This is a genomic window from Chloroflexus sp. (assembly GCF_034435895.1).
Classification (GTDB): Bacteria; Chloroflexota; Chloroflexia; order Chloroflexales; family Chloroflexaceae; genus Chloroflexus.
Genome location: NZ_DAOTWH010000146.1, coordinates 1 through 23245, shown reverse-complemented (window position 1 = coordinate 23245; position 23245 = coordinate 1). Strand labels below are relative to the sequence as shown.

Genomic DNA, 23245 nt, shown 5'->3' with positions numbered 1-23245 from the left:
CCCTTGCGCGCCATCAATTGATGGCGCGCGCTGCTATTCCCAGACGTACTCTCGAATTTGACCGTCTTCGATCGTGAAGAGCTGATCGGTCAGGCTGTATTCGCGTTGGGCGGCATCAAGCTGGATCTGATGCGCGACACTGGTCAAGATGTCTTGGTCGGCATCGCTAAAGGCAATCAGAAAATCGCGATTAGGAATGCCAATGACCATCTTGCCCGGAAAATGCGGCTGCCAGCTCGCCAGCAGATCGGGCAAGAGCAGCCGGGTCGCATCGTAACCGTCTTGGGTGTTGGCGACGATGAGCCGTTGCGCCCCTTCGCCGGTCATCAAAAAGTGGGCTCGCTCTTGGGTACGGGCAGCTAAATTGGCTAATGTCCGCTCGTGCAACTGGTGCTCGCCAATCCCCCACCGCTCAAGATGGCGCTCGTTGATGTAAGCCACGCTCTGCGGTTCATCGATCACATAGGCGATGATCAGATCGGCCAGAAAGGGCCGGTAGGCTAGCATCGGCAACTTCTTTTCAAACACCGCATTGAGCAGCGTGATCGGTTTGAGCATCGGCATCACCCGATCGGCCACCTCGGCGAAGGTGCGCGCCTCGCGCGCCGGAGTCTGTTCACGCAGCACGCGCAAGAGAGTGCTGTACACCAGCTCAAGATGCTCAGGCGCTTGCGTGTAGGCATTGTAGAAGTTCGTCAGGTCGACTCGCATCCGTTGATTAGCGACGCGCACCTGCACGATATCACCTTCACGCCCAAGGAAATCAACGGTTGGCTCAGCCGCCAACCGGCGCTCGATTTCAGCCGCAAACGCGGCTCGATCGAGCGGAACCTGCCCGTTCATAGCTCCTCGTCCTTCACACTAATTGCAGCAAGCCCATGTTGCCACACCGCGCGCAATTGGGCCACCGGCAGGTTGATCAAGGTCTGGTCACGCCAGACCGCCTGCACCTCCGGCGTTGCCGTCACCACCCCCAACCGCATCAGCGGCAAGCCAGCCAGCATCGCCTCGAATGCGGCGCTCTGCGCCGGATCGACCGCGATCAAGAACCGGCTCGGCGTTTCGCTAAACAGCAGCGTGATCGGGTCAAGATCAATCCCATCGAGGGTCAGGTGCACCCCTAACTCACCGGCGATCGCCATCTCGGCTGCCGCCACCGCCAACCCGCCCTCGCTCAGGTCATGGCAAGCGCGCACCAAACCGGCGCGAATCGCGCGATGGAGCGCGCGGAAGGTGGCGCGCGCCGCTGCTAGATCGACCTTAGGCAACGCGCCGGCGTCTTCGATCATGCCAACCGCCGCCAGATGGCTGCCAGCGAACTCAGCCCGCGTCGCGCCGAGTAGGTAGATCACATCACCATGCTGCTTGAGATCCATCGTCACACACTGGCCAATATCATGAACGTGGCTCAGGGCCGAAATCAGCAAGGTGGGCGGGATCGCCACCCGATTGCCGTCGGCATCGCGATACTCGTTGTTGAGCGAGTCTTTACCGCTAATGAAGGGGGTGCCAAAGGCGACTGCGCCATCGTAGCAGGCGGCTGCGGCCCGTACCAACCCGGCCATCCGATCAGGTTGCTTGGGATCACCCCAGCAGAAGTTATCGAGGATAGCGGTGCGGTCAGGATCGCCGCCAACCGCCACCACATTGCGCAACGCCTCATCGATCGCGGCTAAGGCCATCCAATACGGGTCGTGGCGGCCATAGCGCGGGCAGATACCAAAACCGAGCGCCAAACCAGCCGGATTGTGCGGCACTGGTTTGATCACCGCCGCATCAGACGGCCCGGCAAGACTGGCGCCGACCAACGGCTTGATCACCGTGCCGCCACCCACCTCATGATCGTAGGTGCGGATAATCCGCTCTTTCGAGGCGATCGAGGGATGGGCCAGCAGCGCCAGCAACGCCGCTTCCGGCTGCACACCAGCCAGCGACGGCGAGCGGCCTAGCGCCGGCGACGGTTCCCAACGCGCATTGAGGATGCGCTGGGGCCGCCCCTTGTGCAAAAAGTCCATATCGAGATCAACGACCGTCAGATCGTGATAGTATACCCGCAACCGGCCATCATCGGTAAAGCGCCCGATCAGCGTCGCTTCGACCTCTTCGGCGGTGCAGAGCGTGAGCAACGCCACCAGCCGGTCTGGGGGCACCGCCAGCACCATACGCTCTTGCGCCTCTGACAGCCAAATTTCCCATGGCTGCAAACCGGCGTACTTGCACGGCACATGTTCGAGATGCACCTCGGCCCCCAGCTCCGCGCCCATCTCGCCGACCGCCGACGACAAACCGCCGGCGCCGCAGTCGGTAATCGCCGAATAGAGCTGGGCATCGCGGGCCTGCAACAGCACATCGAGCATCTTCTTTTCGGTGATCGGATCGCCGATCTGCACCGCGCTGCCCACCTCGCTGGCAGTGGTGTGGGTCAACTCAATGCTGGAAAAGGTCGCGCCGTGGATGCCGTCGCGCCCGGTGCGCCCGCCCATCACCACGATAATATCGCCGGGCCGCACGTTGCGCGGGTGCATACCGCGTGGGGCAATGCCGACCGTACCGCAGTAGACCAGCGGATTCGCCGTATAGCCGGGGTCAAACAACACCGCCCCGCCGACGGTGGGGATGCCGAGCTTATTGCCATAATCGCGCACCCCGGCGACCACGCCGCTTGCGATCCGGCGCGGATGCAGCACGCCGGGAGGAGGCGGCGGCGCATCGGGCATGCCAAAACAGAGCACATCAATATTGGCGATTGGGCGGGCCGACACGCCCAACACATCGCGAATCACGCCGCCGACGCCGGTATTCGCGCCGCCGAACGGTTCCAGCGCGCTCGGATGGTTATGCGTCTCGACCTTATACGACACTTCGTAATCGTGGCCAAAGGCAAGGATGCCGGCATTATCCACAAACGCGCTCAACACCCACCGATCATCACGCCCAGCCAGCGCCTGCTCGGTCGCCCGCATCAAGAAGGTGCGGATCAGACTGTCAATCTCAGCCTTGCCAGCGGCCAGCCGGGCTAGCATGGGATGCAACGCCGCATTCGCCGGCGCGTCCTCTGGCGGCTGCTCGTACTGCACGCGAGCCTTAAAGGTCTTATGCGAACAATGCTCGCTCCACGTCTGGGCAATCGTCTCCAGCTCGCCATCGGTCGGATCGCGCCCCTGCGCCGCGAAATAGGCCTGAATTGCCCGCATTTCAGCCAGATCGAGCGCCAGCACTCCGCGCCGGCTAATCTCAAGCAACTCGGCGTCATCAGCCGCGCACAACGGCACCGTCACCACCGCCGGCTTGGCCGGGGCCGGATCGGCGACCAGCATGGTGTAAAATGCCGTCCGCGCCGGGCTAGGCTGGCCGGAATGGTAGGCAATCGTCGTATGCACCACCTCGATGGACAGATCGGCAGCAGCTTGGGCCGGATCGGTCTCAGGCCGCAAGAGATAGCGGCGCAACGAGCGGGCATGCTCGACTCCGCGCACCCCCAACCGGCGCGCCCCTTCCAGCACGCTCTCGCCCTCGCTGTCGGTCACGCCGGGCCGGTAGGCCACTTCCAACACCAGCGCTTCAGTCGCCGGCAGAAACGGATCGGTCAAGGGCCGATTCTCCTCCACCACCTGCCAATGGGCCTGCTGCACAATCGGATCGTGCAAGAGCTGATCGACCACAAGCGAAACCGCTGCCGGAAGTAATTCATTGCCAGCCAGCAAATAGAGCGTCTGCGGCGAAGCGGCGGCGCGCGACGCCACCGTCACAAGATAGAGCGGCATAAGAACTCCGAAACGTAACGCAAAGATGCACAGGCATGAATCAACAGATTGGCATCATCTTACTATCACCGCCCCAACAGGTTCACACCCGCGTCCCTGCGCCAGATTTTGCGCGTTCACATCGTTTATAATCTTGAGTATACCATCTTCTCTTGCCGATGTTGCAGCACGGAGCAGATTATGCAGTTCTATCGCCGGGCAATGGTTCTTCTCATCGGGGCATTGCTGCTCATTGCGCCAGCTATGACCATAGCGCAAGGCACTGCCAGCCTCACCGGCACGATTAGCTACCGCGAGCGGATAGCGTTGCCGGCTGATGCGCTCGTGACGTTGCAGATTGCTGAAGTGACGGCGAGCGGCGCGGCGGGCCGGGTGATTGTTGAACAGACCTTCGCCACCAGTGGCGCGCAGCCGCCATTCCGCTTTAATCTTACCTACAACCCGGCGGTGATCGACGCCGGACGGGTGTACACCCTCCGAGGCTACATCCGGTCGGGCGGAAATACGCTCTTCGCCACCGATGGCCTCATTCCGGTGATCACCGGCAACGCGCCCCGCAGCAATCTCAGAGTGGTGATGGTCACGGCCCGCAGCGCCAATCTGCCAGCTGCCGGCAGCGAACTGTGGTTGGTGTGGCTGGCGATCGGGTTAGGGATTGCCGGCGGCATTGTGCGGATGGTGCGCTTACGCTAGCAATTGGGGCTGCGGGTTGGCAGCGGATTGCTCGCGGGGCACGCGCAATTGATAACCGACACCGCGTTCGCACACCAGATACTCGGGATTCTTCGGTTCACGTTCGATCTTCGATTGCAGGTAGTACATCCGCCCCCGCAACAGATGGCGCGCCTCATCTTCGTCGTAATGCGCCGGATAGAGGAGGCGCGCCAACTCTTCGTACCGGCAGAGACGCCCATTCGCATCGTACAGGTATTGCAACAGCGTCAACTCAGCTTTGCTCAAACGCACTTCGCGTTGGCCGAGATAGAGCCGGCGCTGGATGGGATCGATTGCGAACAAGCATGGCGAATCCGCCTCAATATGGTCAGCGGCAAGCGCAACCCCATCGTCAATGACGGGCTTAGGCAGAACGATTTCCTTGAGCAACGCATGTGGCACCGGATATGGCAGCCAGAGCACGCACGCTAGCCAACTGGCGTTGATGGCCATCAACAACCACGGATCGCCGCCGGCCAAAACGACCTTCTGATGAGGCGCGAGAGCCTCAATGACTATTTTCAGATCGCTTTGTGAATCGGAAAAAAGGGAGGCATTAGCAATACAGATCGCGATCCGCTGATCGTTGAGATAATGCGCCATCAGCCGGGCATCGGCTGTTGCTAAGACAGGCCATTGCCATTCGTGCAAGAGGTTCACCAACGTTGTGCGGCTGGCGTTATCATAGTCAAGGAGCAGCGCGATACCACGGCTCATAATTATTGATGGCTCCATATTTGCTTAAAAGACTGCTTGGCGGGTAGTATAGGCAGAAAGAGAAATTTGTGCAAACAAACACGAATATTGTATTAGATGCATAGCCATCGTTTTTTTGTTTGTTTTTGTGAATGAGTTTGGTCAGCAGACACTGCACTTCGTGGTAGCACTCACCAGTTGCCGAATCTTCACCATCCCTTCAGCCAGAATGTGCGTTTCTTTACAAAATGAGATAATGTATCTATAATGACATATCATATAATAAGAGATAGCTTCTTGAACAAAGGTTGATCACACAAACGTGATGGCGCCGGCGCGCTGCACCATTGCGTCGCTGCACCAACTTGCAAGGAGATCGGCTATGCGCTTCGTGTTCATGTGTATCGAAGCCAACAATGCTCCCGCGCTGCGTAAGGCGGCGGCGGCAATCGAACGCGAATATGGTCTGCGGTTGGCGATCGATTTCTTTACCCCGCCCGATATGCGCACCGCCGCCGATTGGGAGCGGTTGACCACAGCGGTGGCGCGAGCTGATTTTGTCTTTGGCTCGATGCTCTTTGGCGAGGAGTATGTCCGCCCCTTGAGCGAGATCTTGGCAACCGCGCTATGCCCGGTCTGTATGATCATGAGCAGCCCCTCGCTGATTAAGCAGACGCGCATTGGCAAGTTTGATCTCCGCCCCAAGCCTGCCGCCGAGCAGAGCGCCTTCCGCCAGTGGCTGAGCCAGTTCCAACCCAAGCACGGCCATGGCGAGATTCAGCGCCAGATGTCGTTGGTGCGCGGCCTGAGCAAGATGCTGAAGTTTTTGCCCGGTAAGGCGCGCGATATTCACACGTATGTGATAGCGCACCAGTTTTGGGCCGCTAGCACGCCCGAAAATCTGCGCCGATTGCTGCTACTGTTGATCGAACGCTATGTGCCCGGCTATAAGGGCAAATTACCGGTGCTCGATCCGCAAGATATTCCCGAAGCCGGCGCGTTTCACCCCGATGCGCCGGAGCCGTTCGCCGATCTGGCCGCCTACCGTGCGTGGCGGCGCAAGCAGCGCCAGAAGCTCACTGCCGGCACGGTCGGGTTGCTGACCATGCGCCCGTTTGCGTTGTCGGGCAATAGCGCCCATCTTGAGGCGCTGATCCGCGCCCTAGAGGCCCGTGGCATCGAAGCGCGCGCCGCCTATAGCCCGACGCTCGATATGCGCCCCACGGTCGAGCGTTTCTTTACCGATGCCGCCCGTGCCCGCCGCCACGAGCCGCCAGCGGACGTTGATCTGATTGTCAATACCACCGGTTTCGCCCTCGTTGGCGGCCCGGCCAGCACCGATCCCGTCCAAGCCAGCGCTACCCTCGACCAGCTCGATACGCCGATGCTCGATCTCTTCCCGTTGGTCTTCCAGCATATCGAGCAGTGGCGCAGCGATGATCGCGGGATTGCGCCATTCCAATTGGCGCTGAATGTGTCGCTGCCCGAACTCGATGGCGCAACTGATCCGTTAGTGATTGGCGGCATGCCGCGGGGCCGCGAAGATGTGATCCCGCTCCCTGCCGAAATTGAATTAGCCGCTGACCGGATCGCAAGCCGGGTGGCGCTGCGCCGGACGCCTCCGTCCGAACGGCGGATCGCGATTACGCTGTTCAATTTCCCGCCTAATCTCGGCAACGCCGGCACTGCCGCCTATCTCGATGTCTTTGCCAGTGTGTTCCGCCTGATGCAAGAGCTGCGTGCCGCTGGGTATACGGTCGAATTGCCGCCCAGCGCTGATGATCTGCGCCGGTTGGTGGTCGAAGGCAATGCCTTGCTGCACGGCGCCGACGGTAACGTCGCCGATTCGTTGCCGGTTGAAGAGTATCGCCGCCTCTTCCCCGATTATGTCGATATCGAGCCGTATTGGGGGCCGGCCCCCGGCCAGTTGCTCAGCGATGGCAAGCGACTCCATATCCTTGGCCGCCGCTTCGGGAATGTGTTCGTCGGTCTGCAACCGAGCTTTGGCTACGAGCGCGACCCGATCCGGCTGTTGATGAGCAAGGACGCCGCTCCGCACCATGGCTTTGCCGCGTATTACGTCTGGTTGCGTAAGGTCTTCAAAGCCCACGCCGTGCTCCATTTCGGCACCCACGGCGCGCTTGAGTTTATGCCCGGCAAGCAGGCCGGTCTGAGCGCGCAGTGCTGGCCGCTGCGCCTGCTCGGCGGCTTGCCTAACATGTACTACTACTGCGTCAATAACCCCAGCGAAGGAAGCATTGCCCGCCGGCGCGGCATGGCGACGCTGATCAGCTATCTGGTACCGCCGGTGCAGCAGGCCGGTCTTTACAAAGGGTTGCGCGCGCTCAAAGACAGTATCGATCGCTACCGCGCCCACCCCGACCCGGCACTGATCGACGACCTGCGCGCCCAAGCCGAGGCGCTGAATATCGCGGTCAGCGGCGAGGGTGACGAGTATGTCGCCGCGCTCGGCCACGAGCTGTTGCAGGTCGAGCAGCGTATGATCCCGGTCGGTTTGCACGTGCTCGGCCAGCCGCCCCAAGCCAGCGAGCAGGTCGATGTGCTGAGCCTGATCGCAGCCTTTACCCGCGTGCCGCGCGGCCATAACCAGCCGCCGCTCGAACCGCTGCCGCATATCGTTGGCCACGCCTTGGGGATTGATTATGCCGCCTTGACTGGACGCTTGCGCCACGATCCGGCGGCCCAAGCCCAGTATCGCCAGATCGAAGAGATTTGCCGCGCGACGATCACGGCCTTGGTTGAGCATGGCACGGGCCGCGCCGCCGATGAGGCGCTGGCCCGCCACGTGAAGCTGCCGCACGGCCAGCTTACGCCCTTGTGGGATTACCTGCTCGATATTCAGCGCCGCATGACCGCCGAGCGCGAGATTAGCGGGTTGCTGCGCGCGCTCAACGGTGGCTATGTGTTGCCTTCGGCAGGCAATGATGTGGTGCGCAACCCGTCGGTCGTGCCCACTGGCCGCAACATCCACGCCTTTGATCCGTTCCACGTACCGGCCCCGGCTGCCGCCGCCGCCGGTATGGCCGTCGCCAACGAGCTGCTCGAACGGGTGCGCGCCGAACAGGGAGCCTACCCCGAAACGGTAGCGATGGTGTTGTGGGGCACCGATAACATCAAGACCGAAGGTGAAGGGATCGCGCAGGCGCTGGCGTTGGTCGGCGCGCGCGCCGTGGCCGACGAACTGGGCCGGATCACCACGGTCGAGCTGATCCCGCTGGCCGAGCTAGGCCGCCCGCGCATCGATGTAGTGCTGACGGTGAGCGGCATCTTCCGCGATCTGTTCGCCGCGCAGGCCGCCTTACTCGATCGCGCCATCCGCATGGCCGCCACCGCCGATGAGCCGCCAGAGCACAATTTTGTGCGCGCCCACGCGCTGGCACAGGCGGCTGAATTGGGTTTGAGCGTCGAAGCGGCGGCGACCCGCGTCTTCTCGAACGCTTCGGGTAGCTATGGCGCCAACGTCAACCATCTGGTCGAGAGCAGCACGTGGGAGGAAGATGGCCAGTTGGCCGAAGCCTTCATCACCCGCAAGAGCTTCGCCTTCCAACCCGGCGGCGAATGGAGCGAAGCGCGAGCTGTGATGGAAAAGGCGTTGGCGACGGTCAGCGTGACCTTCCAGAACGTCGATAGCGTTGAGAACGGGATCAGCGACATCGACCACTACTACGAGTACCTCGGCGGTCTGACCAAGAGCGTCGAGAAGACCCGTGGCACGCGACCGGCGGCGCTGATGGGTGAAGTGGCCGAGCTGGTCACGCCGGGAGCTAGCCGGGTGCGCTCGCTCGAGCAGATGGTGCGGATCGAGAGCCGGGCCAAGTTGCTCAACCCGAAATGGTACGAAGGCATGCTCAAGCACGGCTACGAAGGCGTGCATGAGATCGAGATCCGGGTCAGCAACACTTACGGCTGGAGCGCTACCGCCCAAGCGGTGGACGGCTGGGTCTACCAAGGCGTTGCCGAAACCTACCTGCTCGATCCAGAGATGCGCGAGCGGTTGGCCAGTCTCAACCCGCACGCCACCGCCGGTATCGCCGGACGCCTGCTCGAAGCCCACAACCGCGGCTTCTGGCAAGCCGACGAAGCCACGCTTGAGCAGTTGCGCGAGATCTATGCCGACCTCGAAGACCGGCTGGAGGGGGTGCGGTAAGCGCCAAACCGGTCGCAGCGACGGCCCTGCGGGGCCGTCGCTACTTGACATACCGCCCACGCTCTACTACACTGGCAACGCATTGCATCGCAGAGCGCCAGAGTAAGGAGCGGCGTATGGCGCGGATCGTCGCAGTCATCAATCTCAAAGGCGGGATCGGCAAGACCACCACCGTTGTCAATCTCAGCGCCGGGTTGGCACTGAAAGGGGCGCGGGTGTTGCTGATCGACATCGACGCGCAGGGCAATTTATCCATGGCGCTTGGTGTCCGCGCGCGCCGTACCCTCTACGAAGCGATCGTTGATCACAAACCGCTGGCCGATCTGCGGGGCAGCGCCCGCCCCAACCTCGATCTCGTCGCCGCCGATGAGTCATTGCTGCTGGCTCAGCAAGCCATCGCTGGCCGCACCGATTGGGTGCGCGTGCTCGAACAACTGGTGCGCCCGCTGCGCCAAGAATATGACTTTATCTTCTTCGATTGCGGCGGTTCGCTGACGGTGCTGAGTCAAAATGCGCTGATGGCAGCCACCGAGGTGATCGTCCCCACAACGGTTGAACCCTTCTCAGTGCGCGGCTTAGAAAAGCTGATCGCCCAAATTGCGCGGGTGAAGGGCAGCGCCAGCGTGGTGCGCGCAATCATTCCCACGATGGTCGATCCGCGGATGAAGCAATCAATTGAACTGCTCGCGCACCTCAATCGCACCTATGGCCAGCTTGTTATGCCGCCGGTACGGGTCAATGTGCGCTTATCGGAAGCTTCGGCAGTGGGGAAAACGATCTACGAACACGACCCGCGCTCACGCGGCGCGCTCGACTATGCCCAGATCGTTGAATTGCTCAGCAAAGCGTGGAGTTTCCAGCCTCAACGTGCAATACCGCAACCAGCCGCGCCCATTCGCCCAGCAGCGCCAGCCGCACGCGCTGAACCGGTCGTGACCGGCGGCGGCGAAGTGCAAACCAACGTTTGCCCCAACTGCGGGCATACGCTCCAGCGCGCCACCGTCGCCGGCTACCGCATCACCTACTGCGCCAACTGCCGCTACCGCCGGCAAGAGCTGATCAACGGCAGCTAAAGCCGGAGCACAGGCCAACGGTCCGCCGCACTATTTACCCGCGAGCACGCCGCCCGCGCCCCGGCCCCCATTGCGCCCTTTGCGTCTATATCCGCTGCGTCTTTGCGTTGACTCCCTCACCCCCCGGCCCCTCTCCCACCTAACGGCGGGCGAGGGGGAGCCGCGCGATGGGCGGGTGAGGCATTGTTGGAGCGGAACGCAGCAACGCCCTGAGTGGTTCCCTCCTGACCGCGGGGTGGATTTTTTACCGCAGAGGACGCGGAGAAGGCAAAGGGAGTGGCATGCTGTCATTGCGAGGGCGCGTAGCGTCCGAAGCAATCTCCTGCTTCAGCGAACCACGTGCCTGAGTAGTTCCCTCCTGCCTGCAGGGTGGATTTTTTACCGCAGAGGACGCGGAGAACGCGAGGAGAGAGGTAACACGCAAACCCTGCTGTGCCATAGGGAGCGCGGGTCGCTGGCCCGCCCCACTATTTACCCGCGAGCGGCGCGCCCGCGCCCCGATCACTAGCATCCGGACCCTGCAACGTACAGACATTGCAGCGCAATGTCCCTATCTTGTCGCCAATTGCCGGCCCACCCGCTCAACCGCCCCAGCGAGATCGCTGAAGACGTGTGAAATCGGCAACTCAATCCCAAGGCTCACCATTGTCTGCGCCACTTCCGGTCGCACGCCAACCAACGCCACCTCAGCCCCCAACAAGCGCACACTCTGCACCAGTTGCACCACCCCAGCAGCAACCTCCGTATCAATTACCGGCACGCCGGTTACATCGAGAATTAGCCAGCGCGCGCGCTGCTGCTCGATCTGAGTTAACGCTTGCTCTTGGATCAACGGCAACCGATCGCGATCAATTGCGCCCACTAACGGCATCACCAACGCCTGCTTGCCGACCGGCAACACTGGTACGCTCAGATTACGGATCACGTCACGCTGCGCGATCACTTCGGCTAGCAGGCGATCCTGCGTTATAGCGCGCTCTTCGAGTTGGCGCAGCGCCTCTTGCAGCGCAGCAGTCTGCATCTCGACTCGCCGATCCAACTCAGCGTTGACCTGTTGCAGTTGGGTTGCCGTTTGCTGCGCCTGTTGCAATGCAGCCTGCAACCGGTGATGGAGCTTTTCATTGCCGGCGCCTTGCACAAAACTGATGATTGCGACAAACCCAACTAAAATCCCGGTTGCCACTAAAAAATTGGATAATGACAACGAAGTAATCGCAGGCTTAGCCAAAAATGCAATGCTTATTAACCCCATCACCACTGTCGCCGTGACAGTAATGACATGACGAAATCGTAAAATAGTCGCCGCCAGCACTAACGGCACAGCCATAAACATGGCAATTGGACGATCGGGATTAACAACCGCCGCTGTGATCGTGGGAAGCAATGACATCAAAACGATCAGCCAACCGGCAAGATCAACATATCCCATGCGCGTCAGCGCAATGATCGCGATATGGGGTGCGGCGCCAAGCGCGGCTGGGATTAACAGCGCGGAACTTTCTGAAAAATATAACAGAATCATAAATGCAACGAGCACATCGACAACAGACAGGCCAAGCCCAATGATAACAATATTTCGTCCACGCTGACGGGCTTCTTCATCAGGGTGGCGAATGTCGAGCAGGGTGGAGAAGAGGTTTTTCATACGTCGTACAGTACGGTTGCAAGAACGATCCTTCGATGATTATAATAGTCTCATCTTATTTTGACAAAGTATAATTCTCCATGCGTTCGCTACCCTTCAACCACGTACACTGCCGGCTGGCCGGTGCGATCGCCGCCTTAAGCGGTATCGGGATGCTGCTGTGCATCCAGCGCCAACCATTCACCATATTGCACGGATTCATCGTGGTTGATGGCTTGAGCTGTCTTGTGCTGATTACGGCAGGTCTTCTCATGTTCACTATGCCAGTCCATTGGCGCCACTTGGGGCAACTGGCGGCGCTTGGCATAGCGATGCTGAGCGGCCATCTGGCCGTCATGGCCATAGGCTTGCTGGTGACGCTGATCGTGAGCGAGCGTTGGCGGGAACGGGGGGCTGGGTTGGCATTGGCGGCGGGGTATGGCTTGATCGGCTGGCTGGCCTCATCGTGGCGCTTGAACGCCAGCGGTGATGGTTTGAATAGCCTGAGCTTCATCTTACTCTTGGCCGGGGCAGCGATTGCCGCCGGCCTCCTCGATCGCACTGCTGCCAAACGAGGGGCGTTCGATCCATTGGCGGCGCTGGCTGGCATTGCCGCATTATTGCGGTTGTTTAGCGTGGGGCCGTGGAATCTGGGTTGGCAGTTGGCCACGCTACTGGTAGGCTGCATGCTAGCGATGAGCGCGGCGTGGCGCGCAGCTACGACGATAGAGGCGCTGGCAGCGGAGGAGTGGCTGCACCGTAGTTTGAGCGGCCTAGTCCTCACCGTGACCGGCTGCGCCTCGCCGGCTGGGGTAGCGGCTGCCGGGTTGCTGCTGCTGCATCTCACCTTGCGCCGGTTGGCGCAACCAACGGCAGGAACAGCCGTGTGGGCCGGTTGGCTGTTAGCCGGCGCCGTGCCGGGCGCCCTCGGCTTTGTCGCCTTCTGGTCGGCGAGTGCTGCAGCGATGGCCGCCGGTATACCGGTCTTAGCCGTTGTTGTGTGGGCCACTGCGTTGTTGTGTATGCTGGCGGCGGGCCGCCACATACAGAAGCCAGCGCGCTGGTCAAGCACAGTTAGCGCGCTAGTCAGCCTTGCACTCGGCCTTGCCGCACCAGTCTTGGCCCGTTGGCTGCTCCGCCCGCTCAGCGACCATCTGCAAGGCGGGTTGACCCCCTATGGCGCGATCGACCCGTGGGGATGGGCTGGGTTGCTGGCGCTCGACTCCGGCGCGCGCACCGCAGCGACTGCGCCGGGCCTAGCGTTGTTCGCGTTGATGGGACTATTCGGCGCACTTGTCTGGCTGATCAGTCGCTGGCGCGGGTGGGTATGAGCGATCTGCTGGGTGCGTTTGGCCAAGCGTGGCTGCGACTGCTGCTCTACCCCGGCGGACTAAGCGCGGTGCTGGCTGCGTTGATCTTAGCCCGGTTGCGTGGTATCCAGCAGTTTGAACCGCTCACCGTGCCAAGGTTGCTCGATCTGTTGCCGCCGCTCAGCGCCATTGCGCTGCTTCCGCTCGCCCCAGCGGCCTCGTTCCCTTACGGTCTTGATTTGCCCACTGCCGTGACATTGCTGCTCTGGCCGGAATTGCGCCGCGCCGCCGCCGAGCGCTGCGATCCGCACCAGCTTGCCGCGCACTACCTGCCCGCCTTCCTTGCCGCGATCGCTCTGGTTAGCGCTGCAGGCGCCTTCGACCTCAGCGGCTTGCTGCGCTGGCCGTCCACCCCGGTGCGGCAAGCGACATTCCTCATCGGCGCCGGGGCTTGGATCGCTGCCATCCCGCGCCTTGCCCCGCCCCAACCCCATCTCGCTGCCGCTTGCAGCGCCTTGGGTCTCATGCTGATCGGCGTCTTGCCGCTCAGCGCCGCCATCAACACCATCGCCACCACTGCCCCGGCGTGGCTAGGTGTGGCGGCGGCGATGGCGATCACGCTTGCTGGTATGGCAGCGGCGCGCCGCCTACCGGTGCAATGGGGATATGCATGGGCAAGCGCGGCGTTGGCAGCGGCAGGCGGCGTACTGCTTGACAGTCGCTAAAGCAAGGCGCGGCAGACCGCGCCCCGCTGCTAGGCTGCATCTACCGAGCGATAGCCGCCGTTGCCGTGCGGATGGAAGGTATCGCTCAGATTAGCGATGATCGTGCGGGACAGACTCATCTCTGAACGCAAGAGCCGGCGGAGGCTCTGCACATCACGGTCTTCCCACTGCTCGAACAGGTCAACCATCGTTGAGCTGACTAACTGCACCGCTTCCAATTCAACCCGTTGCCCCGCAGGTTGATACACGCGCCGCACCTCAACCGACACCGGCTCAACTTCGGCTATCTCAGCCGGAAAATGGCGCTCAAAGGCGGTGTGTACGGCGCGCTGAAACATGCGCACCAATTCAATATCGCTCCGATCACGGTGATTGGTCAGCGTCACCGTGTACGTCATGGTCAATTCAAGCGGATCAGCCGGCAAATCGCGGCCTTCGCTAATCAATTGATGCACCGGCGACCACGTAAAGTTAATCTCAAGCCACGGCGGCATCGTCGCCAACGTTAACGGCTCGGCGTGATCGGGGAAGAGCTCAATCTTGCAGGTACGATCGTGTGTGGCGGGAATGACGCTCTCTATCAGCGCGTGTTCATGCAGGCCAACGCTGACCCATGCATCTTCCAGCGCCATCACGAGATCGTCGTAGGTTACCATCAATTGCACTCCTTGCAACAGTATCATAACCTCTCGATTGTACCTGAGTCTGACGATGATGGCAACCGCCGTTAGCCGAATGTCATCTTTACCTATTACTGTAACACGAGAACATGGTTGTTGCGGTATAATTCCGTAGAGAAATTTACCCAGACGCTAAGCGGCGCAATTGGGCAAGATCGACTAAGACGATCGCGTCGTCAGCGATCCGGATGAGGTTCGCCTCGCGCATATCGCCGAGCGCCTTCGTTACCGTTTCGCGATACGCGCCGATCATCTCGGCCAGTTGCTGATGGGTATACCGGACGAGCGTCGCCGGCGGTGCGCCATCAGCCGGATCGCCGGCTAGATCGAGCAACAGAGCCGCCAATCGCTGCGGCACGCTCTTGAAGGCAATATCGGCTAGCCGTTGCTCCATGGTGCGCAAGCGTGCGCCCATCAACTCCATCAGATCAATCGCCGCCCCCGGATGGCGGCTGAGAAGGGCGCGCAACGCTTCCCGCTCGATCCGCGCCACTACGCAATCGGTCATCGCTTCGGCGCAGGTATCGTGAATCCCCGGCCCGATCAGCGCCATTTCACCAAACAGACTCGGTGGATGGAGTACCAACAGCGTCAATGCCCGCCCTTCCGGCGAGAGCTTATAAATCCTGACCCGACCCTGTTGCAAGAGAAAGACGTGCGCGCCGGCTTCATTCGGCATGTGAAAGGTATGCCCCGCCGGATACGAACCAACCTGCAATAATGCCGCCAGATCGGCTTGGGCCGCTGGATCAAGATCGGGAAAGAGCGCCAAGAGACTCTGGCGGTTGGTCATGGCCCGGTTTCCTCGCCCACAAAGCGCGTACCGCCATCGCTGAGACCGGCCAAATTCGTGATCCGGACGCTCGCCGCGCCCCGGCTAAGGGCGGCTAAGGCTGCCCGCACTTTTGGAATCATACCGCCGCTGATCACCCCCGCCGCGATATACGCTTCCGTTGCTGAAGGGGTGAGGGTTGGCGCAACCCGGCCTTCCACCAATACCCCCGGCACGTTGCTGACAAACACCAATTCAGCGCCGCTGAGCGCACCGGCCACTGCTTCAGCCACCATATCGGCGTTCACGTTGTAGCTCAGGCCATCGGCACTCCCCAACGCCACTGGCGCAATCACCGGCAACCAACCCAACGCCAACATCTGGCGCAACGCCGCGCCATCAACCGTTGTCACCACCCCCACCCGGCCTAAATCGCGCCCGTTAGGCCGGTAGGGTTCACAGCGGAGCAAGCCGAGGTCTAGCCCGCTGAGACCGATCGCGCGCGCGCCGGCATTGACCAGCGCCGTAACAATCCGCTTGTTGATCGCCCCACAGACGACCATTTGCATAATTGCCATCACTTCCGGCGACGTCACCCGCAAGCCATCGACAAACTCCACCCGCAACCCGGCCTGTTCCACCGCTGCGCTGATCTCTTTCCCGCCGCCATGCACTAGCACCACCGGTTGGTGCATGGTGCGAATCGTTTCAGTCAGACCACCCAAAAATGCCGGATCGTCGAGTTCGTGGCCGCTGACTTTAATCACACTGATTAGTTCCATACGATCATTCCATTCATTATGGATGGTAAACAAGATACCAGTATCACTTTATCATTATTGCCGCTTTCCGCCAGTCATGGCGCGCCGCCGCCCTCCACCTGTCATTGCGAGCGCAGCGCAGCGGAGCGAAGCAATCCCCCACGAGCACGAGATGCACCCCCTCAGTGGTCGTTCTCGCTGACGCGGGGGATTGCTGCGGGGGCTGCGCCCCTTCGCAATGACAATCTATCGCGTAGGTATGTACCACAATCCCGCGCAACCACTCTCACGACGCCAAGCGCACCCCGCTGTGAGCCGCCTGCTGGATGCGCCGGGCCAAATCGACACCATTGCGCTCGGCAAGCATCTGCCGGTAGTGAAGCGTGCTCCAGATCGGCAAGAGCGGCATCGCCGACGTCAACCCAATCACCCACGCCACTGCGCTCAAGCCGCGGGTCAGCGGATGTTCCGCGCCAAACAGCAGACCAAAGGGCGCTGGCAGCAACACCGCAATCGTCAGCGTCACAATCACTGCCAATACGCTGAAGAGCAACGCTGCGCAGGCAAAAACAAGCACATTATAGTAGAAACTCCGAAAGAGCAGATTCCATGAGAGCTTGAACGCCACCCCAATGACAATGGTATCATCAATGATCGGTTGGATGCTGAACAGAGCGGCGACCAGACCAGAGGCGCTCAGAACGAGATAGAGGAAATACGCAATGAGTCCGGCGATGATGATTAACGGCAAAAATACTATCAACGCGCTGGAGCTTAACGCGGTGCTCGTAACAAAAACTACAGCAATCAGTGCACAAAAAGCGACAAACATTAAAACCCCGCTAATCGACGACATGATCATCACCCAGACCAACGCCATTGCCCCGCCATACATACTAGCGATGATCCAGCGCCCGATTTGCGGCCAACGCCATATAACGCTGCGCAGCGACGGCGGCTGGCCATCGACCGCCATCCGGGTGGCGCGGGTCAGCGGCGGAATCATGAGTAAGGAAGTAAAGAGCAGGCTGATCAGAATCAGGAACAGATCCTCAAACAACGTGGCCTCAGTATCGCCGAGTGAAAAGAGCAGATTGAACGTCACGACCAGCGCCGGCAAACTAAACAGACCGGCCAACAGCGCAAAGGTGCTGAGGTATTGCCGGTAGAGATTGACGCCTTCGTCAAGCAGACTGATCACTTCTTGCAACGTTGAACGCCGGGTATTGCCCATCGGTTTGACCTCTCTGCACGTGTTGAGATAGGCCGGCAGGCTTGTCGCTAGCCAATGCGATCAGCTTCGGCAACAAGCCGCAATAACTCTGCCTCGCTAAGATCGGCCCGCCGTAACTCGGCCAGCACCCGGCTCAGGGTGGCGCGATCGATCGGGCGAATTGCGGCCAATTCGGCGACAAAAGCCTCATCGTCAAGCGCAAGCGAAATGCCGTAGGGCTGGCCTAGCCGGCGCCGGAGCATGTGGCGGTAGTGTTCGGCGGCGTAGGTGATCTGTTTCGCGCGGCGCAACATGCCGGCCATACTGTCGATGAATTCGACACTACTGCGGCGGGCGGCTTCGCTGCGCAACGGCAGTGGGCGGGCGAAACGGCGGCTACCGGCTAAGATGTACAGGCCAACCATCGCCACACTGTACAGGATGGCCCAACCGAGCGGATTGCTCAGCAACAAGCTGCGCAAATCGGTTGACGGGCCGAAGCCGTGGTGAAATTCATCGAACACGATCCGCTCGCCGGGAGGCAGCCAGCGGAGTAGGTTGAGCATCAGCGCCGCCGATTCAGGCTCGCGCAGTCCTTCGTTCGTGAACGGGTAGACGCTTGACAAGGCGAACACATACCCATCACCGAAGCGTTGGCCGGCAATGATCGTTGTTGCGCCATCAGCCGCCAACGGCGCAAAGGCCGGCAATGGCGTGGTCGCAGCGAGCGCGGCGCGCGTGTATGCCGGCACACGCGCCACCGGTGGCGCGCCGAGCGCGGGGTGCAAGACAGCGGCGGTAGTGACGCGCCGTTCGCTCGCGATGAGTTTGAGATCAAACGCCGCCAGCAATGGCGACACGGCGCTCTGCGGGCTGGGCACATTATCGGCCACCACGAGAATCCCGCCAGTCTTGACCCATTCCACCACGGCACCAACTTGTTCCGGCTGGTAACGTTCGCTTGGCCCCAACACCAACAGTAGTCCGTCATTCATGGTCAAGGCAAACGGGCGATAGGCCAGCCGGTCAACCTGCCCCACCCGCGAGAGCCAACGGTAGAGCGCCAGCGCGCCATTATCGTTACTGCTAAAAGAGGTTACCCGCGCGTCAATGGTGCGCTGGCCACTCTGCTCGGCGCTGTAGGCGGCAAAGAAGCCAAGCGCGATAAAGAGCGCGATCAGCGCGATCACTTCAAGTCGCAGTTTCATGATGCCGTTCCCGCTGATTTGGTCAACGATTGCACTGCCGCCACCTGCTGCTCATACCGGGCAAACGCTTGGTCATCGATCGGCTGAAAACCGTACCACACTGCGTCGAAGGTGGCCACGACCGGCGCGAGCAGATCGCGCACCGGCGGCTGACTGCGCAGCCGGTGCAGGTGTTCACGGTTAGTAAGCGACCGCTCGTAGCGCAACAAGCCCTGTTCATCCAGCCAGAGCAGGGCAGCGAGATAGAGATAGCGCACCGCACTGCGCCGGTCGCCGGCTTGGCGCGCTTCGGCGGCCAAGCGTTGCGCTTCGCCGAACGTCACCGGATCCTCGCCATCACCAGCCGGGGCTTTGACCGGCGCGCGCAAGTTGCGGCGCACACCCCGCGCCCAGAAGGTCAGCAAACCAACGATCAAGACGGCGGCGATGCCTAAGATGACCCAGACCAGCGGGGTAAACGCGGCGGGATTGGCCGGCCCCTCAGGCACGGGGACATCTGGTAGATCAGGGATCAGTTGATCGAGCAGATCAAACAACCAATTCAAAAATTGGCTTAACCACCCCTCTCCCTCACGATTGAAGGGAGGCTCGTTGTACACGGCTTGCCACTGGCGCAACGCAACCTCTGCCGGCACAGTGCCGGGTGGCGCTAACGCATCGATCAACGCTCCTAGCCGGGCGGCAATCGCTGGCAAATCGGGATCACCTGACGCGAGCGCGGTTGTGAGCCAGCTCTGATCGACCTGTGCAAGCTGGCCGTCAGGCATGCGCACCTGCTTAATCGCCGCCAATTCAGCCGCCAGCGCCTGCACATCGAGCAGATCGCCGCGCTGTGCTGCGGCATGGGCGGCCCGCAGCAACCGATCGTAATCGGCCAATGACACTTCAGCGGGTTGAGCCGCAACTAGCGCCGGCCATCCCCACCAAACGGCGAAAACGATGATCAGCCATCGGCGAAGTCTCATCCTTTTCATCCTTGACCGTCAGAAAACTTTACGCTATAGTAAAAACAAGTGTGTAACAAAACCTGTGCAACAACGTCTTGTGGGAGGATAACCAATGACCCCGCCGCGCCGGGAAAAATTGAACGGCATCTGGATTTCCGATGTCGCGATTCGCCAGCCCGTCTTTATCACGATGGTTATGCTGGCATTCATCACTTTCGGTATTCTCTCATTCCGCTCAACGCCCGTCAACCTCTTGCCTGAGATCGACGTTCCGATTGTCGCGGTCAGTATCACCTACCCCGGCGCTGGCCCTGAAAGCGTCGTCGATCAGGTGGTACGCCCGGTTGAAAACGCCGTGAACACCCTCGCCGGCCTCAAGCATATCACATCACAGGCCAGCGAGGGATTTGCGTTGATTATTCTCGAATTTGAAGCCGGCAACCGGGCCGAACAACTCGAAGAAGACGTGCGGCAGCGAGTGAATAGCATCTTGCCGCAACTACCGCGCGATGTGCGCCAACCGGTCTTCCAGCGGTTTGACCCTAATCAGTCGCCAATTATGCAGATTGCGGTTGCCGACACTAGCGGGCGCACGCCGCTGGAATTACGTACCTTGATCGAAGACGAGATCGTGCCGCGCATCCAACGTGCTCCCGGCGTCGGCTCGGTAACGGTGACCGGCGGCCAACAGCGCCAGATCAACGTCTGGCTCGACCTCGCCAAGTTGCAGGCGTATGGCCTGCTGCCGGCGCAGGTTAGCCGGTCGCTGCAACAGGCAAACGCCAACCTCGGCCTCGGCACCATCGTCGAGAATAATACCGAGATCAGCCTGCGCGTACCCTCGCTGCTGCGCAGCGTTGAGGATATTGCCCGCGTGCAGATCTCGGGGACACCCTACCGGGTTGGCGATGTGGCAGTCGTTGAAGAAGGTATTGCCGATGTAAATACCATCTCACGGCTGAACGGCAGCGACGCCATCATCCTCAACGTGCTTAAGCAATCGGGTGCCAATACCGTCACCGTGGCCGATAACGTCTACAAAGCGCTCGATCAGGCCTTTGCCGCATTTCCCGAACTGACATATAACATCCCGCTCGACTCGTCTGAGGCGGTGCGGTCATCGGTGCTCTCTTCGTTGGAAGAGTTGCTGTTTGCCTCGATCGCGGCGTTTCTGGTGGTGTGGTTCTTCTTCCGCAACCTGCGCAGCACGATCATCACCATGGCCGGCCTGCCGGTGATCTTGATCGGCACCTTCATCTTTATGCCGATCTTCGGCTTAACGATCAATCTGATCACCCTGCTCGCCCTCTCGCTGTGCGTCGGGCTCGTGATCGACGACGCGATCGTGGTGCGCGAAAATATCTTTCGCCACCTCGAACGGGGTGAAAGCCCGCGGGTGGCTTCATCACGCGGCACGTGGGAAGTCGGCCTGTCGGTGGTGGCGATGACGCTGACGATTGTGGCAGTCTTTGTGCCGGTTACGTTTGCCGAAGGCGTGGCCGGGATCGTCTTCAAGTCGTTCGGCTTAGTGGTCTCGATCGCGATTCTGCTCTCGCTGGCTGAAGCCTTCACCTTCGCGCCGATGATGTCGGCTAACCTGTTCCCCAATGTCAAGATCAAGCCCAAGCCGCATCACGCCAAGCACGAACCGATCGTCGAAGTGCCGATTTCTGATGAGGTGAGCGAGCGCGACATTGGCTTGCTGCAAGAAGCCAACGAAGACCCCGGCGTGATGGGTCGCTGGTACGGCAAATTGCTGGGGTGGACGCTGGCCAGCTTGCGTAACCGCATGATTGTGGTCGGGATTTCGATCGCCGTGCTGGTGTTGAGTGTCTGGGTTGCCAGCGGCCTGAAACTGACCTTCTTCCCCGAGCAAGACCCGCACGAGTTCATTATGCGCTTCGAGGCGGCGCCGGGTACGACGCTGGCCGAAACTGACCGGCTGGCGCGGCAGGCCGAGCAGATCTTGCGGAACGATCCGGCAGTTGAGAATGTAATTGCGCGGGTTGGCGCAACCGGTTTCCCTGAGCGGGCCGAATTTGCGGTGACGCTGGTTGGCCGTACCCCAACCTTGCCGACCCAAGAGCGCCTGCGCGAGCAGCTGAATTTCTTGCCACGTCTGAGCTTCTCGGTGCCGAGTTTCCAGCCTTCAAGCGCCGGGGTGGAAGGGCGCGAGTTGCAAGTGAGCTTGCAGACGACTCGCCCCGCTACTGAGCTGGCGCCGATTGTTGAGGCGATCCAACGCGAGATGGCGGCGATTCCGGGATTGGTTGACATCGATAGCAATTTGCAGGTGGGCAAGCCTGAATTGCGCTTGCGCGCCGACCCGGCCCGCATCGGCGAGTTGGGGATTACGAACGAGGACATTGCCACCTCGGTGCGGGCTTTGATCAACGGCGACCGGGCCACCGTGTTGCGCACTGGTACGATCGATACCGATGTGGTGGTGCGGCTAGCTCCGCAAGATCGGGCCGGCATTGAGACCCTCGGCGCGATTAGCATCCCGACCCGCGCTGGGGTGGTGCCGCTCAGCTCGTTGGGCACGCTGGAACTCGCATCGAGCCAAGTCTCGATCCGCCGCTACGACCGGCTCAATCAGGTGTTGATCGGGGCCAATCTTGAGGACATCAACCTGAGCGATGCCCAAGCGGCGCTGCAAGCGCGGATCGATGCGCTTAACATCCCGGCCGAGGTGATTGTCAGCTACGTCGGTACCTTTGCCCAGACCAGCGAAGGCTTCTCGTCGCTCTTCCTCGCGATGGGTCTCTCGGTGCTCTTCGTCTATATGGTGCTGGCATCGCAATTCGGCAGCTTCACCCAACCGCTGGTGATTATGATGGCGATGCCGTTCAGCTTCATCGGCGCCTTCCTCGCCTTGCGCTTGGTAGGGATTGACCTCGATATCACCGGCATGATCGGTCTGATTATGCTCCTTGGTTTGGTGGTGAAAAACTCGATCTTGCTGGTTGACTTTACCAACCGCTTGCGCGAGTTGGGCCTCGACAAGCACTCGGCGCTGAAATTGGCCGGCGCGATCCGGTTGCGCCCGATCTTGATGACGGCACTCTCGCTAGTGGCTGGCGCAATGCCGACCGCGCTTGGCTTGCACTTGCTGGCGACCGGTGAGGGCAACGAGTTCCGCAAAGGATTGGCATGGGTGCTGATCGGCGGCATGCTGACCTCAACCGCGCTGACCCTGCTGGTGGTGCCGACGGTCTACAGTTTGATGGACGCAGCGGTGACGTGGCTAAAGCAGCGCTTTAGCGGCGTACAGCCGCACGAGGGCTTCGAGCTGCCCGCTCCCGGCCCCGGCGTGATTATCCCGCCGGTCACCCAAGTGACCCGGCCAGCAGTGCCGCCAGCGCCGCCCACGACACCGGCCAGTGAACCTTCAGGCGACTAACCCATACCGTAACGGCGCCGCAGTGCCGTTACGGTACACCTACCGCTAATCAGAATTCATGCATCATCACACAGGAGCAAAGCGATCCATGCGACGAGTGATTGTTCCCACCCTGATCGGCGGCGCGCTGGCAATCCTGACCGCCTGCGCCACTCCCGCCCCGTCAGCGACGCCGGCGCCGACGGCA

Annotated in this window: 16 protein-coding genes; 6 read left to right on the top strand and 10 right to left on the bottom strand. The window is 61.0% G+C overall.

What is annotated here, in order from left to right; all coding sequences use genetic code 11:
* Positions 1-33: 33 nt before the first annotated feature.
* Positions 34-843 (bottom strand): DUF1444 family protein, encoded by an 810-nt coding sequence (locus U9R81_RS08790; protein ID WP_322495109.1) that lies wholly within the window; start codon positions 841-843, stop codon positions 34-36.
* Positions 840-3764: a phosphoribosylformylglycinamidine synthase subunit PurL gene (gene purL, locus U9R81_RS08785; RefSeq protein ID WP_322495108.1), complete on the bottom strand. Its 2925-nt coding sequence runs from the start codon at positions 3762-3764 to the stop codon at positions 840-842. Before purL ends, U9R81_RS08790 begins: the two co-directional genes overlap by 4 nt.
* Positions 3765-3944: 180 nt before the next feature.
* On the opposite strand from purL, the gene U9R81_RS08780 reads away from it, so the two are divergent.
* Complete coding sequence (locus U9R81_RS08780) at positions 3945-4457, top strand: YbaY family lipoprotein (protein WP_322495107.1); 513 nt, start codon at positions 3945-3947, stop codon at positions 4455-4457.
* Here the strand turns inward: U9R81_RS08780 and U9R81_RS08775 are convergent.
* Positions 4449-5195 (bottom strand): winged helix-turn-helix domain-containing protein, encoded by a 747-nt coding sequence (locus tag U9R81_RS08775; RefSeq protein WP_322495106.1) that lies wholly within the window; start codon positions 5193-5195, stop codon positions 4449-4451. The two genes, U9R81_RS08780 and U9R81_RS08775, sit on opposite strands and share 9 nt — an antisense overlap.
* Positions 5196-5499: 304 nt before the next feature.
* Here U9R81_RS08775 and U9R81_RS08770 point away from each other — a divergent pair, with 304 nt between their 5' ends.
* On the top strand, positions 5500-9342 hold the full coding sequence (locus tag U9R81_RS08770; RefSeq protein ID WP_322495110.1) for a magnesium chelatase subunit H: 3843 nt from the start codon (positions 5500-5502) through the stop codon (positions 9340-9342).
* A gap of 116 nt (positions 9343-9458) precedes the next feature.
* Entirely contained in the window at positions 9459-10415 is a 957-nt protein-coding gene (locus U9R81_RS08765; RefSeq protein WP_322495105.1) for an AAA family ATPase, read from the top strand.
* Between the two features lie 550 nt (positions 10416-10965).
* On the opposite strand, the gene U9R81_RS08760 is transcribed toward U9R81_RS08765, so the two are convergent.
* Positions 10966-12060: an STAS domain-containing protein gene (locus tag U9R81_RS08760; protein ID WP_322495104.1), complete on the bottom strand. Its 1095-nt coding sequence runs from the start codon at positions 12058-12060 to the stop codon at positions 10966-10968.
* A gap of 80 nt (positions 12061-12140) precedes the next feature.
* Between U9R81_RS08760 and U9R81_RS08755 the strand changes: the two genes are divergently transcribed.
* Together U9R81_RS08755 and U9R81_RS08750 are read left to right on the top strand one after the other, a co-directional pair.
* A complete protein-coding gene (locus U9R81_RS08755; RefSeq protein ID WP_322495103.1) occupies positions 12141-13370 on the top strand; it encodes a hypothetical protein in 1230 nt (409 codons plus the stop codon).
* A complete protein-coding gene (locus U9R81_RS08750) occupies positions 13367-14074 on the top strand; it encodes a hypothetical protein (protein ID WP_322495102.1) in 708 nt (235 codons plus the stop codon). The genes U9R81_RS08755 and U9R81_RS08750 overlap by 4 nt, the downstream gene beginning before the upstream one ends.
* 29 nt (positions 14075-14103) lie before the next feature.
* Here the strand turns inward: U9R81_RS08750 and U9R81_RS08745 are convergent, their stop codons facing one another.
* The 6 genes from U9R81_RS08745 to U9R81_RS08720 all read right to left on the bottom strand — a co-directional run bounded on the left by U9R81_RS08745 (position 14104) and on the right by U9R81_RS08720 (position 19673).
* Positions 14104-14730: a hypothetical protein gene (locus U9R81_RS08745; RefSeq protein ID WP_322495101.1), complete on the bottom strand. Its 627-nt coding sequence runs from the start codon at positions 14728-14730 to the stop codon at positions 14104-14106.
* 145 nt (positions 14731-14875) lie between these two features.
* The gene (locus tag U9R81_RS08740; protein WP_322495100.1) at positions 14876-15547 is read right to left on the bottom strand and encodes a Crp/Fnr family transcriptional regulator; all 672 of its coding nucleotides are present in this window, start codon (positions 15545-15547) and stop codon (positions 14876-14878) included.
* Positions 15544-16308 carry an acetylglutamate kinase gene (gene argB / locus U9R81_RS08735; RefSeq protein WP_322495099.1) on the bottom strand — a complete coding sequence of 255 codons (765 nt, stop codon included), beginning with the start codon at positions 16306-16308 and terminating at the stop codon, positions 15544-15546. The genes U9R81_RS08740 and argB overlap by 4 nt, the downstream gene beginning before the upstream one ends.
* Positions 16309-16573: 265 nt before the next feature.
* Positions 16574-17521 (bottom strand): hypothetical protein, encoded by a 948-nt coding sequence (locus U9R81_RS08730; protein ID WP_322495098.1) that lies wholly within the window; start codon positions 17519-17521, stop codon positions 16574-16576.
* Positions 17522-17568: 47 nt separating this feature from the next.
* Entirely contained in the window at positions 17569-18708 is a 1140-nt protein-coding gene (locus U9R81_RS08725; RefSeq protein ID WP_322495097.1) for a DUF4350 domain-containing protein, read from the bottom strand.
* Positions 18705-19673: a DUF4129 domain-containing protein gene (locus U9R81_RS08720; protein ID WP_322495096.1), complete on the bottom strand. Its 969-nt coding sequence runs from the start codon at positions 19671-19673 to the stop codon at positions 18705-18707. Before U9R81_RS08720 ends, U9R81_RS08725 begins: the two co-directional genes overlap by 4 nt.
* A gap of 94 nt (positions 19674-19767) precedes the next feature.
* On the opposite strand from U9R81_RS08720, the gene U9R81_RS08715 reads away from it, so the two are divergent.
* On the top strand, positions 19768-23058 hold the full coding sequence (locus U9R81_RS08715; RefSeq protein ID WP_322495095.1) for an efflux RND transporter permease subunit: 3291 nt from the start codon (positions 19768-19770) through the stop codon (positions 23056-23058).
* Positions 23059-23245: the final 187 nt, after the last annotated feature.